At 51.9% G+C, this 13,260-nt stretch carries 17 protein-coding genes; 1 reads left to right on the top strand and 16 read right to left on the bottom strand.

Annotated features, from left to right (window positions below):
- Nucleotides 1-4: 4 nt before the first annotated feature.
- From ACL7TT_RS01395 to ACL7TT_RS01365, 7 genes are all read right to left on the bottom strand, one after another.
- Nucleotides 5-637 (bottom strand): DUF2306 domain-containing protein, encoded by a 633-nt coding sequence (locus ACL7TT_RS01395; protein WP_413392537.1) that lies wholly within the window; start codon nt 635-637, stop codon nt 5-7.
- Between the two features lie 80 nt (nt 638-717).
- Nucleotides 718-1,182 (bottom strand): DUF1203 domain-containing protein, encoded by a 465-nt coding sequence (locus ACL7TT_RS01390; RefSeq protein WP_413392535.1) that lies wholly within the window; start codon nt 1,180-1,182, stop codon nt 718-720.
- 308 nt (nt 1,183-1,490) lie between these two features.
- Nucleotides 1,491-1,874: a hypothetical protein gene (locus ACL7TT_RS01385; protein WP_299940465.1), complete on the bottom strand. Its 384-nt coding sequence runs from the start codon at nt 1,872-1,874 to the stop codon at nt 1,491-1,493.
- A gap of 61 nt (nt 1,875-1,935) precedes the next feature.
- Complete coding sequence (locus ACL7TT_RS01380) at nt 1,936-3,171, bottom strand: N4-gp56 family major capsid protein (RefSeq protein WP_413392533.1); 1,236 nt, start codon at nt 3,169-3,171, stop codon at nt 1,936-1,938.
- Nucleotides 3,172-3,192: 21 nt separating this feature from the next.
- The gene (locus tag ACL7TT_RS01375; RefSeq protein ID WP_413392531.1) at nt 3,193-4,281 is read right to left on the bottom strand and encodes a hypothetical protein; all 1,089 of its coding nucleotides are present in this window, start codon (nt 4,279-4,281) and stop codon (nt 3,193-3,195) included.
- Between the two features lie 138 nt (nt 4,282-4,419).
- The gene (locus ACL7TT_RS01370; RefSeq protein ID WP_413392529.1) at nt 4,420-6,513 is read right to left on the bottom strand and encodes a portal protein; all 2,094 of its coding nucleotides are present in this window, start codon (nt 6,511-6,513) and stop codon (nt 4,420-4,422) included.
- Nucleotides 6,513-8,084 carry a hypothetical protein gene (locus tag ACL7TT_RS01365; RefSeq protein WP_413392527.1) on the bottom strand — a complete coding sequence of 524 codons (1,572 nt, stop codon included), beginning with the start codon at nt 8,082-8,084 and terminating at the stop codon, nt 6,513-6,515. The genes ACL7TT_RS01370 and ACL7TT_RS01365 overlap by 1 nt, the downstream gene beginning before the upstream one ends.
- Nucleotides 8,085-8,249: 165 nt before the next feature.
- On the opposite strand from ACL7TT_RS01365, the gene ACL7TT_RS01360 reads away from it, so the two are divergent.
- The gene (locus ACL7TT_RS01360) at nt 8,250-9,134 is read left to right on the top strand and encodes a right-handed parallel beta-helix repeat-containing protein (RefSeq protein WP_413392525.1); all 885 of its coding nucleotides are present in this window, start codon (nt 8,250-8,252) and stop codon (nt 9,132-9,134) included.
- 106 nt (nt 9,135-9,240) lie between these two features.
- On the opposite strand, the gene ACL7TT_RS01355 is transcribed toward ACL7TT_RS01360, so the two are convergent.
- The 9 genes from ACL7TT_RS01355 to ACL7TT_RS01315 all read right to left on the bottom strand — a co-directional run bounded on the left by ACL7TT_RS01355 (nt 9,241) and on the right by ACL7TT_RS01315 (nt 13,176).
- On the bottom strand, nt 9,241-9,786 hold the full coding sequence (locus ACL7TT_RS01355; protein WP_413392523.1) for a terminase small subunit: 546 nt from the start codon (nt 9,784-9,786) through the stop codon (nt 9,241-9,243).
- A complete protein-coding gene (locus tag ACL7TT_RS01350; RefSeq protein WP_413392521.1) occupies nt 9,786-10,049 on the bottom strand; it encodes a hypothetical protein in 264 nt (87 codons plus the stop codon). Before ACL7TT_RS01350 ends, ACL7TT_RS01355 begins: the two co-directional genes overlap by 1 nt.
- The gene (locus tag ACL7TT_RS01345; protein WP_299948452.1) at nt 10,046-10,552 is read right to left on the bottom strand and encodes a hypothetical protein; all 507 of its coding nucleotides are present in this window, start codon (nt 10,550-10,552) and stop codon (nt 10,046-10,048) included. Before ACL7TT_RS01345 ends, ACL7TT_RS01350 begins: the two co-directional genes overlap by 4 nt.
- A gap of 210 nt (nt 10,553-10,762) precedes the next feature.
- The gene (locus ACL7TT_RS01340) at nt 10,763-11,098 is read right to left on the bottom strand and encodes a hypothetical protein (protein ID WP_413392519.1); all 336 of its coding nucleotides are present in this window, start codon (nt 11,096-11,098) and stop codon (nt 10,763-10,765) included.
- A gap of 290 nt (nt 11,099-11,388) precedes the next feature.
- Complete coding sequence (locus ACL7TT_RS01335) at nt 11,389-11,751, bottom strand: D-Ala-D-Ala carboxypeptidase family metallohydrolase (protein ID WP_413392518.1); 363 nt, start codon at nt 11,749-11,751, stop codon at nt 11,389-11,391.
- A 103-nt stretch (nt 11,752-11,854) separates the two neighbouring features.
- Complete coding sequence (locus ACL7TT_RS01330) at nt 11,855-12,112, bottom strand: type II toxin-antitoxin system RelE family toxin (RefSeq protein WP_413392517.1); 258 nt, start codon at nt 12,110-12,112, stop codon at nt 11,855-11,857.
- On the bottom strand, nt 12,087-12,245 hold the full coding sequence (locus ACL7TT_RS01325; protein ID WP_413392515.1) for a hypothetical protein: 159 nt from the start codon (nt 12,243-12,245) through the stop codon (nt 12,087-12,089). The genes ACL7TT_RS01330 and ACL7TT_RS01325 overlap by 26 nt, the downstream gene beginning before the upstream one ends.
- Before the next feature lie 2 nt (nt 12,246-12,247).
- Complete coding sequence (locus ACL7TT_RS01320; RefSeq protein WP_413392513.1) at nt 12,248-12,472, bottom strand: hypothetical protein; 225 nt, start codon at nt 12,470-12,472, stop codon at nt 12,248-12,250.
- A gap of 275 nt (nt 12,473-12,747) precedes the next feature.
- Nucleotides 12,748-13,176, bottom strand: a complete 429-nt coding sequence (locus ACL7TT_RS01315) for a hypothetical protein (protein WP_413392511.1) — start codon at nt 13,174-13,176, stop codon at nt 12,748-12,750.
- Nucleotides 13,177-13,260 lie beyond the last annotated feature (84 nt).

Below are 13,260 nucleotides of genomic sequence, written 5' to 3'. Positions count from 1 at the left end.
AAAGTTAGTAAGAATCCGATAGGCTACTTTTATTGAATCTTTTCACTTTATTCAATTTTAACCAAAGGTATAATTCAGCTATTAACAAGTTTGGAACCCAACACAACCAAGCCAATATAGGGTAAGCATCAATAAACTTAATGCCTAAAACTACGCTAAGGCCAAGATAAAGTCTTAGGGTAACGCCTGCCAATGTTACTGCATAACTCCGCACCATCCAGCGCTCATGAGACTTAACATCCCGCTGAAGAATAACGCGATATGCATTTAGTGTTGTTCCCAACCAAAATATTGCCATTAGCGCAAATCCAGTCTGTACCCAAGCCCCCCCTACAGAATTCACAGCTAAAATAAACCCAGAAAGACCGCCAAAAGCAACAGAGATAACATAAATACGGCCAAGTATACGATGCAAATATAGATATTTTCTCCTTATTGAGGAGCTTAGCTGAAAAGCACCTATTAATATAGCAATAGCACCACCCAAAAAATGAATCTTAGTAAAATTTGGAAAGTGTAAAAATAGGTTCTGGACAAATAGCGGCCTAATATTCGGCTCAATCAAAAGGGCCAATGCATAAATCGCAACTCCTATTGCTGATAAAGTCATTATGCTCCATGAGGATTTATTAATCATATGCATTCCTTATTGACCTGACGTCGCACTCCGCAAAAAACTGGAGCGTAGCGGAAAACTTGTCTCTGCGACTAGGTTTGTTATGCCCTGACTACTGTGCAATTGAAGCAGCCGGGCCTGGCATTATGGATCTGTATATACTCAACACACTGATCCATCAGAAGTTTATTGATTACTACATCTAAATCTCTGCCTTCTGTGACAATTGCATTTACCATATTCCCTTCACTATTGTATGCGCGTAAAGAGAGTAACCGATGACGAAGCATTTTGGGAATTTCGTTTTTTGATAGACATGCTGTTACCGCATTTTCTCTGATAAATATCGGGCCGGATGCTTTATAAGCTGTATCTACTGAGTGATGACAATAATTAATAGCAAGCACTCTTTCTCCAATTTCTGCATCCTCTAGAGATACTCTGCATGGATATCCCGGCTTTGAGTCAACATTAATCCACTGAGCGTTAAATTCGTTGAGTGCAGCATCATCGAGTGAAGAAAATAAGCTGCTCTCCAGCGGTACGACTAAGAGGTCGTTTTCCATTTCGTTGGCCTCTATCAGGGGGAAGTACGAATTTACTTAGCAATTATTCAAACTCACAACTGAAAATGAACAAGTAATTCGCGCATAACAGTTTATTAAAGAACCAGTGGCTCATTATTCATTTGGTTACTATTTCTGGAGTCGACCGCTCAAACTCCATAATAAAGCCATTATTTACAGCAACATATAGATTTTCGATCAAATAGCAACTGAAGATAGTGAACCACTGGCTCAAGTCGCCTTATTCAACACATAACCGTCAATGCGCCACTTTAGGCATGAGTGGTTGTATAAAATGTAACCAGCACTCAGGCCCCAACGTACACATACTCGACAATACACTCCACTTCCCCGGTAGCACTGCCACCAGCCAGGGTTAATTGCAGTTCAGTAGGCTCGGGAAGCAACAGTGATTTGCCGGTATACAAAGCGTTGCCTGCAGAATCGGTCGCAGTTGCAGCCAGAATTGGGGTGGAACCGGTATCACCAACCGCATTGACGGTAACCGTGGTGGATGCACCAAGGGCATCATTGACCATGCGGAAGCCGGTGATTCTGGTCATCGCCGGTAACTTCAGCACAGCACCCGCTGTACCTCCGCCATCGCCTTCAAAAATGGCCTTGCCGGTGGCAATGCACAGATTGCCGTATTCACCATTCTGCTGAATGGTGTTCAGGTTTGGGGTTTTCATATTGGAGTGCTCCAGTAATTAAAAAAGAGGGTGAACACGCGAGGGCCGAAGCCCCCGCCAATCAGTTACCGCTTACCGCCGTGTCATGTACCATCACACCGTGGTCGTTAATACGACCGTTGGTGCCCTTGAAGCGGATCTTGGCCTTGCCGTTCATCCAGGAAATTGAGTGCTCCACCACGTTTTCATGGTCGGTCTTCTCTTCGTGCATGGAGAAGTGCATACCGCCCTTGGCCTTTTTGCCACTGCGACCATAGGCATTGGCCAAAGCCTGGCCACCCAGGAGGATTGCGCGATCGATAGTGGTATCCGCAGTCTGAATAGTGGTCGTCGCGGCAGCGCTGTTGGTGCATACCTGCACATTGGTGCCGGCAACAAAACGCACCGGACGCTTCATCTTGCGAATAAGAATCCCATTCCACATGGCACACTCGCCTAAGAAAACGGGATGCTTGTAGCCCGCCGCGCGCTGGTGCGCATTGGCCAGCAGTGCGCGCCAGTCGTTACCGCTGGTGGAGGTCCAGAAGTCATGCCACTGACGCGGTGAAACAAACAGCACATGGAAAGGTGCATCCTCCGCTTGGGGATCGTCTTCATACTTCACCGGCTGCAACGGGAACGGCATCTCATCAAGGATCAGCCGCATATTGTCCACGCTCGCCAGGGTGAAGGTGTCGGCGCTGTCTATTTGCTCCAGCGCCGTTGCATCGCCGCCGTAGGTGTGGCGGTCATAGGTGGGCGGTGTCAGGGGATTGACACAAATCTCGGCAAATTCCTCATCATCCTCCAGCGGTACAATCCAGTCGGAGTCGTTGTGCACACCGCGTGCGCCGGCCAGGTGAATCAAAACAAGCTGGTCCTCCATGGTGTTGTAGTAAGGCCCCAGCAGGGTTTTCGCCAGCTGTTTGAGGTCGTGGGCGGTGCGCTGCTGGCTCATCTTGCCGCCGGAGTCCACCATGGTGCGGCCCTGGTCAATAACCAGATCGAACTGGCTGGAGGTTAAGCTTGCACCCTTACCGGCCAGCTTCTTATCGCCCATGACCGGCTTCTGACGCAGCTGGTGAAACAGGTCCACGGTGACTTCATCACCAGCCTCCTTGGACAAATCCGTAATACGCACAATGGGCGCACCGGGATTGGTCTGCTTCTTACCGTCGATCTTTTTCTTGTCGGCCTTTTTCGGCGCAGGGCCGGTCAGCACATTAGTGAAGGAATTGCGGCGTGTGGCCTCCATAAAGAGTGCCGCGTTAAAAATGCGGTTGCGCGCTGCGCTGCCCGCAGAAATGGAAGTAGACATGGTGATTTACCTGATTACCTGTTATTCCCCGAGCTCGGCCATCAGATCCTCGATCTGGTCCTGCGTCATATCCGCCATGGCCGATTCCAGCTGGGATTCGGACATTTCGGCAAACGTATCAGCGCGGGACTTTTGAGCGGTGGGACCCTGGCCTAAATCGGAGAGCGATTGAGGGTGTTGTTGTTTGGTGGCCTTCTCGACAGTCTCCTGGGCCTTTTCCGCAAGCACTTTCGCGTCCTGGGGCTTGTCGGCCGGAGGTTCGTCGGGAATGCCAAAGGCGGCCTGGGTGCGCTTGACCACCTCATTAAAGCGATCCTCGAAAGAGGCATTTTTAAAAGCGGGGTCTTGTCTGAGCTGGTTATCGACGATGGTGGCCATATCCCACTTGTCGGGATCATTCTCCCTCCAATCGGACAGGCTCGGGTTGCTGGCAATGGCGGTTTCCACTTGCTGCTGAGCGGCATTGGGATCGTCATCCTGTGCCGATGGACCTGCCTCACCCTGACCACTGCTGATGGCCGTTTGCAACTGCTTGTTCTGCATTGCCAATGCGCGCACCACTTCGCCAATACTGCCATACTCGCTCAGTGTTTCGAGCATCGCATCGTCAATATCGGCTTTTTTAAGCACATCGGCCGGGGTGAGGTTATTATCCTGCAGCTGCTGCTTCAGCTGATCATTCAACCCTTTCAGCTGATCCATCTCAGCCTTGGTACCAGTGAGGTCCTGCTCCAGTTCCGTGGCGCGATTCTGAAGAGAGTTGGCTCGATCCCGTGCATTTTGCAGCACTTCGTACGGAATCTTGTGCTTGCCATCTCGGCTCTCTACAAACTGACTACCATCATCGGAAACAGGAGGTTCTGCTTTCTGCTGGTCGGCAGCGGGCGGGGTGCCGTCGGTATCGCCCTGTTTTCCAGCTTCGTTCTCATCTGGCTTGTTATCATCGTCATTTACTTCAGGAGTCTTGACCTCTTCCTTCTTGGGTTCGTCGCCAAAACCAAGTAGCTCCTCAATGGCTTCTTCATCACCACTTTCCAGAAGCTCGTTGATCTCCTCTTCCGACTTGCCCAAATCATCGAGATCCACGTCGTCCATTTCAAACTTACTCATCGTATTTCCACCTTTTACCAGTTGTCGCATGGTTGCGAAGTTGCCCTCTATCGCTTAGGCGTGCGAAGTTCCGGGCATAAAAAAACCCGCACAGAGCGGGTTGTTTACGTCCGGGGTTGGCCGTTGCCAGCCAATGCTTTATCCAGTCTTTTGGGTGTTCCCAAGTTGCTGAAACCTGAATTGCGAGCGCTTCAGAGCGACATCGGCGATAACACTCTTCATCTCGGCAATTAGTTTTTCGGTTTGAATGTCCAGGTGGCGCAGCTGGGAATCAGACATCTTGGCCTTACCTTTCTCTCCCGCCGCCTGCGCATCGATCTTGCGCGCCTCAGCAGCAATTTTGGCCACCTTCTGCCGGGCCTCTTCCATGCCCAGCTGCTTCATCGCCTGCTCGAACTGCTGCTCCTGTTCCATTTGCGCGCGCTGCTCCGGGGTCATCTCGTTCGGGTCCAGGCCGCGACCGGTTACCTCGCGGATACGTTTAACGATCTCATCACGCTTGGGCAGATCCGTGCTCTCCACAATCAAATCCAGCATTACCATCTGCATATCCGGCGGCAGGCTTGATGCCAGTTCCATCATGCGCTGGGAAACCTGGGCGCGGTAACTGGGCGTGCTGGTAATATCCCCCAGCACCACCTGCAGCTTGGCTTTGGTAACCAGATTGGTTCTGGGCTCGCCTGTACCTTCGCTGCCGTTCAGCACAATAATTTTGGTCTTGTCCGGTGTGCCCACATTGCGCGCTACCGGATAGTCCTGGCGCTGGCTGAGGTCGTGAATCACATGGGCCATCAGCATCTCACCCACTTGCTGACGGGCGAAGCGGTAGTTATCGGTGAGTTCCGCAAGCGTAGTGCTGCCTTGCTCTACCAATGAGTCAATCGCCACACCGGACTTGGCACCACTCTCCTGGCCGAGGAATGCGGAATACACCCCAGCCGTCTCCTGAATAATCTGCTGCGCTTCCTGCATAATGGAGAACTGCTGTGCCGCCACATGGGTTTCCTGCTCGATGCGAAAGGCGTTTTTGTCGTTATTACTGCGATTTGGATTCAGGTTCACCACACCATCAGCGCGGTAGAATTCATCCAGCATCTCTTCATCGGATAAATTTCCTGCCAGTGCATCCTCGTCCTTGATCACCATCACCTTGTTCAGCAGGAAGGTGAGCTTTTGTCGGCGCACATTCACCTCATCCTGCGCCGGCATCATGCGCCGTCCCAAGCCATAGGGAACACTGGTGCTGTCCTCGCGAAAGCCCCAGAAAGGCACATAGGGAAAATTGTTGTGTGGGTGTGGGCTGGGCACATCCACCAAGCGGTGCGGCCCGATAAAGTAAGCCAGGCGCATCTTCGGAAACGCCATATTGCGCACCTGCACCTTGCCGCTGGCGAGTATGGCTTGGTGCATCCTATTCCGCGAATCTACCTCCAGCACATGGCCATCGCCGGAGAACATGACCGGGCGCTGTACATAGTGGCGGTAATACACTTCATAGATCAGGGCGCGTTCCCGGTCACTGTCCCACCAATCCTGCAGGAACATATCGGTGGCGGTGTAATCCGAATAAGCCCCGAGCAAATCCTCCCGCCGCATCAGTTGGTATTCGGTGTCGAACCCATCCCAACCCTGGCAGGCAAACCTGATCAAATCCTTGTGGCCGGGGAATGCCAATTCCGCCTGGTCCCGATCCACCCAGCGCCGCCGTACCAACCAACGTGCGTTGGAAAGGTCCGACTCCGCATGCCAATCCCAGAAAATCTCATTGCGGTGCACACGCTTACAGCGGTAGGGATAAGCGAAAGGGTCACTACTGCGGGAAACCTCCACCCAATCGAGCCCGCACTTGACCTGGCCGGCAAAGGCATCGGCACAGGCTTTATCAGACCGCGTCATGCGCGCCGCTTCATTGAGCTTTTCGTTAATGCCCTCTGCCACTTCCACGCTGTCGTCATCGTCCGGGCGCACCACCCAATCTGCCCGGGTGCGCGCCTCCAGGCCCAATACCCCATCGATCGCTGGCGCCATCAGGTTGTGAATCAGGATCGGCTGACCACGGGATTCCAGTACACGGCGCATCTCAGGCGTAATCTGGTTACTGTCGTAATAGGCACAGGCCCGGTCCGCTTCACTGCGCCATTCTGGCTGCACGCGAATGTCGTCGAGAAAGCGCTCCAGCTGTTTAAGTGCCAGGCCATCGTGTTTCTCTGCGTAATCAATGCCGAAGGACATTACATCGCTCTCCAGTCGCGCGGTGGCCGGCGCTGTCCATGGCGTCCTTTGCGCTTTTCAGGCGCAACCACGGGAATTGCCAGGGTCAGCGCCAGCGCCTCAGCTTCGTCGGGAGAGCGAACTTCACGTTTTTTCATCTGCTCTTTGGTTTCCAGGACCAACTGTTGCTTTACGTTATAGGTGTACTGCGGTGCGATCAGATCCGCGTGGAGGCTGTTTACATCGGGGATAGAAACGGAGCCATCGAGCCAATTAGCCAGGTTGTTCCACATCTCTGCGCGCAGATTGAAATACTTTTCGGGTTCACTGGCCGCAGAACCCGCGTTGACACCAATCACCGGATAACCCATATCTTCCAGCGCATCGACAGTCCCCGCACCCAGGCCCACCTCATCGACGAAGATGGCATCGACCGGATTACCTTCTTCTGCATAGGCATCGCATTCTTTGGCAACCTTGGCCGCAAGCTGGGTGGTGCTGGTTTTAAGCAGGCTCTTCAAGCCCCAGGCCTTGTTGCCCTTGCGATGTATCCAACTGGCCCTATCACCGCCATAACGCGCTGGATCTACTCCAACGATATGCGCTCCGTAATGACTGACAGCGTCTTCGTCTCTCTTTCGAGCTGCAGCGACATACGCTGTATTGCATAAGGTGTCCTGTCCCGATTGCTGGAAGGCGTCGGCGGCACAGAATGGATACTCCTGAAGGAAGAGCCAACCCCATTCACCGACATCGCCGCGGAGCTGAATGTTTTTCTGGTGCGCCCAGTACAGTTGGTCCCTATCCAGGTTGTAGGTCTTGGCAGTATCCAGTTCCGTATCACTGGGCTTCCAATCACTTGGCGCTTTTTTGCGATACTCCGGCTGCCAGTACCAGGGCAGAAAAATCGCGATAAACTCCGACTCACCAGCTTCGGCTTTCTGCCAGAGGTCATGGAAGTAACCGCCGATGCCATTGGCAGTGCTCTCGAAGATAATCTCGCTGTTCTCGCCTTCCGGCACTGCCTGCAGCACACCAGCTGCATGGGTTTCCGCATGAGGCCAGAAGGCCACTTCAGAGCCGTGGAAGTAATGAATCGTACTGGAGCGGCCAGCGCCTTTGCTGCCTGCTGTCGCCACTTTGTAGCCGCTATCGTTCTGCGCAAAGTCCAGCTCTTTGGAGCTGGCATTGGCCGTTGCCGGTTTCAGCAATGGATGCAAATTGTTGTGGTATCGGAACACCATATCAAACAGGTTGTCGGTAGCCTGCTGCAGGTGTGTGAGAATGAAAGCCTTCACCGCTTTGCGGAATCGTGTCTTCCAGTAGTAACGGCCTTCAACATAAGTGCTGATACCCTGCTGACGCCCTTTTAGAATCAGGGCCCGCACCATACCCAGTTCAAACAGCTGGTCTTCCAGACGCTCATGTACATACTGTTGCGCCCGATTGAGCTTGAATGGCTTCAGAGCACCGCGCTTTGTAGCGATCTTCAATTGCTTCAGGGCAAAAAAGGGGAAATCGTGAACACAGCGCTTGATCAGATCCCGAACCGATTCCACTTCCTCCGGGGAAATTTCCGCTTGCAGGTTCATTAATCAGTCATCTCTCTAACAGGGATTATTTAGCCTCTCACGACACAACAAATTGAGTGCCAACAGGTTGAGTTGTGAACAACATTCCTTTAGAAGCTGGTAACGGGACCAACAAGCCCATCATTGCAACCGCAATTTCTATACCCACACGGAGGAGATTCAGCAATGTCCCTTTTCACTTCGCTTCGAGCACGATTCGCCGCGGGTCGCCGCGTACCTGTGACCCATGCACTCGCCACCACCCTCGTGATCGTCACCTTCCACGCGACCACCGCCATGGCCGTCGACGGCGTGTTCGAGATCAACCAGACCTGCGCCGTCGATACCGGCTGCTTCAATGGAGACAGTGCAGGATTCCCGGTCACGATCACACTGTCCGGCAGCTACGTCTTGACCAGCAACCTCGGTCGCGAGTTTGCGTCCGGCGACGTCAACGACGACCGTATCCAGATCACGGCCGACGACGTCCGACTGGACCTGAACGGGTTCGCCATTAGATGCTCTATTCTCGTCTTCCCGGGCGGCGACACATGCACGGGGACCGCCGACGGGATCGAAGCCACTGGAGATCGTGTCACTGTAGAGAATGGCTCAATCAAGGGCTGGGGCGGCAGCGGCGTCATCGTCGGTGATCACTCTGTTGTTCGAAACCTCACCTCAGGACTCAACGGACGCTACGGCATCTTCGGCAGCACGGGCACCATCATCCAAGGCAACAATGTCCACGACAATGGTATCGACGGGATCAGCGCCCAGCAGGCATCGCTCGTCCGTGACAACACTGCTCATGACAACGGGCAGGATGGCATCGACGTTTCGTTCACCGGGCTGGTCGTGGACAATGTCGTCTACAACAACACCAGCGACGGGATCGAGGCCTCGGCCGGCGGGCGCGTCACTCGCAACGTCTCACGCAGCAACGACGGCTTCGGTCTGAATCTCTCGAGCACCGTCGCCTACTCCGACAACACCGTGACGGACAATTCGACCGTACAGGGTGGCCACAATACCGGCGGCAATAGCTGCCAGGGCAGCTCCATCTGCCCGTGATGCGATGAGTGAGGCCACTGGTTAGTAGACGGCAGGCCCAGGCTAGCTGACGAGCAAAGCTTTCTCAGAATGCCCCGGCCTGCCACTTCCTTAGTCTGGCCACCCATCACTCAATCAGCTCATCAATCAGCGACTTGAGAGTGACCTTCACTTCCTTCTGCTCGCGGAATGCCTGAACATTCACATGCTTGCCCATTAACTCCAAAATCTTGGTTTTGTCCGGCCATTTCAACTTCTTCAGCACTGCGAGCGTTTCTTCCGCCGATTCCGTGCCCTTGAGCACTGATTCGCTGATGTCGATGCTGCTGATTGATTGGCGCCAGACTCGCGGCCATTCGGCCAGCGGCTTGACCGTCATGTCGTCGCGGAGGATTTCACCGACCTCCATGCTGTCGATGTCAGCCAAGCGCTTCAGTACATAGTCCGCGTCTATCTGAGTGCGCTCTGAGCGGGCTTTCTGGGCTTTTTGGATGTATTCAGCCACCTCACCTTTTCTCACCAATTCTGACCCTTTTACCTCGCAGGTTCGCTGGCTCGCATTCGGATATGCAACCTTATATGCCTTCGTCGCATTTAACTCAGGATCAGCCAGATAGGTGTCTGCAAATATCTGCCACTTATCAGTCAGGCCGTTATGGTTGCGCCTGGCCATTACTCTCTCCGCTCTATCAATCTTTCCAGATTGTTATCAATTCGCTGCAACCGGGCCCGGATCTCATCCTTGAATTCACCGATATGCTTTTGCTCCAAAGAACGCAGGTCTGATTCGTGTTGAATGGCCTGGGTGTTGGCTGTGATTCCCTTCTCTACATCAGAGCCCCATATAAATAAACCAGCCGCCAAAAGAATGATGCTGACTATCTGGGTGACTGATACGCTTTTGCTCAGGTGCCAGTGCTCGGGTTGTGTGTTCATGGCTTCATTGCCTGTGTCTTTTCCTTACTTCCTTGGCTGGAGCCGTACCAGAATTGCAAGATCATTGGTATTGCGCCGGTGATCACGCCAAGCATCAGGGTTCCGGTCTGTTCGAATGCCGGGGTTACCTCTACGCTGCCGGAGAACAGCAGGTAGGTCAGGAAGAAATAACCGCTGATGAACACAAACGACAGCACCGCCTGGACCCACAGGCCCCCTTTGATGCCTAGTTCCCGTGCACTCTTGCGGTCCTCCACTTCGAGCCGATATACATCAATATCCAGCTCACGCATCTTGAGCTTGAACTGGTTGTCTAGGCTGCGCAGTTCCAGTAGCTGTTCGGGGCTCGCCGTCAGAATGGTGTTGGCAATATCCTGTTCAGTGGCCTTGTCATTACCCAGTAAGGCACTGGCCAGGAACTTGACTGCCGTTCCCGCAACAGGGCCACCAAGGGCAGCGCCCAGAGTCGGCGCCACGCTTTTAACTATCGCTTTCCAGTCCATTAGTAGCTCCAGATTGTGGGACCTGGGGAAATCTCTTTCTCCAGGCATAAAAAAACCGGCTCAGTGACCGGTTGGAGTGGTTGGTTAACTTGTACGAGAACTTACGCCTCGTTAGTTAAGCATCATATCTGGCACGCACGCCGCAAGAATTTATAGCGTTTCCAGGTGTATTTTTTTACAGGTTGAACTAATAAATTTTGTTAAATATTTTTACTCGATAACTATATAGTTAGCATTGAAATAGTCTGGATTGGAATCGCATGCCCCCCAAAACTCGACATCTTTACCGGCCATTTGCGCTGCTAATCCGATAGACATTATCTCTTTTATCCCGGGAACCTCCGTGCTTCTTATCTGAATGTAAGTTGCGCTTGCACAATTTTCGGAAGACCATTTTGACTCGCCAACAAAAAATAGAGTTTGCGCTGCGCCATTATATTGAATGCGCTTAATTAATTGAGCGTTTGTCCTATCAGTCGCATACGTTTGACTTGCGGTGAGGAAACAACCGAGTAACATCGGCAGAAGATAAGATTTACAGTTCATATTTTTCCATATTATGTTCAAGATTTACTACCGGGTCGGAAGCAAAGAATACCCTCCTCTCGGGACACGCTGTGAATACCTCCCTGTACGCTCGTAATCGGCGTCCATGCCACATACGGTCCCGAGATAAGGATATTCTTCCCTTCCGCCTTGTTAGTATATGGTGATTAGTGGTTACCGCGTCCACTATTATCCTGGACTCCTACCCCAGAAGCAATTCTGCACCAGTTCCCCCAAGCTGCTATTACAATCAGACCATTGAGCAAATTTTGTACAACCTATAAAGATGGCTAGTAGCTCCAGATTGTGGGGCCGGTACGCTCAAGATCATCCAGATGCAGGAATCGGCCCTTGTGTGAACCATGCTGCTTTATGCCAATACCAGTGAACCCTTCCTCTATCGCGATCCCCAGCAGCTCATAGGCACGCCCACCTGAAACTGATACATCTACAGCCTGCCCGGTAGTGTGTGTCATGGTCGATCCGATACTGGCGCAGTGGTCCCGACAGCGATAACCGGAGGTGATCACCATCGGCTTGTTGAAGCGCACCCTGGCTCTTATCAATCGGCGCAGCGTGTCATCCGAGAAGTGGAGTTCCCCGCAGCAACGGCAGGACAGCTCCGCTTTCGTGAAGTAGATGTTCTTGAACATGGGATTACCAGAAACGAAAAAGCCCGCACTGGGCGGGCTTGGGATTGATTTGGGCTGTAAAATTCGGCCTTCAAGGCTGGCTAATGAAGAGCTTTGAACACCTTCAACTGTAAATACTGCTCCGGTGACCTACATCGACAATCCAAACAATTAATTCACCGTCATCTATTTCGTATACTAACCTGTAGGTGCCAACTCTAGTTCGGTAAGCGTTTTCGTAACCTTTAAGCTTCTTGGTGTCTGGACCTCTCGGGGTATGCCTCAAGTAGGACAGCTTTTGATCAATGCGAAAACGAACATCTGTTGGCAACTTTTTATATGCTTTTTCGGCTTTTTTACCAAACTTTACCGTGTACGTCATTTTTACTTTTCTCTTTGGTCAGCCCTAGACCAGGGTTCCATGTAGACAGCTCTTCTCCACTATTATTTGAGGACTCTTTTTCTTTCAGGATTTCCTGAATATCCTTCTGATCCTCCGATACTTCATTGCTCATAGCTATTTTTCTCCGCGGTGGAACTCTTCAATTGACTCAGCATCAATACGATCCTCTTCCTCTTCTACGGACCTCAAGAAGTATTCATAGGCCTCAGGGGAAATGAATACTCCTAAAGTGGATTTTCCATCTTCTGAGCGAACGATAATATCTTCATCCACTGGATCAGGAGTTAAAATCATATCTTTTAGCTTCTGATCAAGCTCATTGATGTTAATTTCTCTCATTTCCCAAACCTATATGTGAATTGTGAAGGTTATCGCACATTCAAATTAGTAAGCGCCTTTGCTAAAGACTCAATCCATACCTTACTGACCTTCATCATATTACAATATACGTTGGCCCTGGCGTAGATCAGCACATCGGCCAATGACATCACATTACATTGCGGAGCACATGCCTGAGCTTCAGACACAAAAAAGCCCGCCAAATAGCGAGCTCTTAGCCTGCAATGCGCAAAAAAGGCATGCTAGGGTTTTTATACCCTCTCAGGACAAAGTTGTCAACACCCTGATAAGAAACGCTCCAGATAATCTTCAACGAGTTTAGCCACTGGGCCTAATGCCCTTGAAGGCAGTGAATCCAGGCGACGTTGAAATCGCTTCCAGATCCTCACCCATTCTCGGTTCCACTCTGTCTTGTTACAGCCCAGGATGTCGCGAGCATGATTGAGATTGATAGGCCTGCTGTTCACATCCCGAAGCGCACACGCGGTAATACAAAACAATGCCAACTTGCTGACCCGGGTTCTGTCGTGTGGCTCCTCCCATTGGTCAAACTCGGTCATCAAATAGTGGAGCAGCGCGGCACGTTCTCTAAAACGAGATGTCGGTGGTGCATAAGCAGCCATTCCCCAGCAATAGGCCAGAGGGTCAGCTCGACGCACCTGGGCAATCACGCTCTGAACCATGCCCTTTTCACAGGCGTCCATTATTCGTCCAGCACTACCCTTCCCTACCAGTGTCTCCGACGCTTCTGTTCTGGGGGCTGGCAATCGGCAAATCACCTTTCCCTC

Source organism: Microbulbifer jejuensis (genome assembly GCF_047289955.1).
Lineage (GTDB): Bacteria > Pseudomonadota > Gammaproteobacteria > Pseudomonadales > Cellvibrionaceae > Microbulbifer.
The sequence above is the reverse complement of the archived record's forward strand: the minus strand, read 5'-3'. Positions and strand labels throughout refer to the sequence as shown.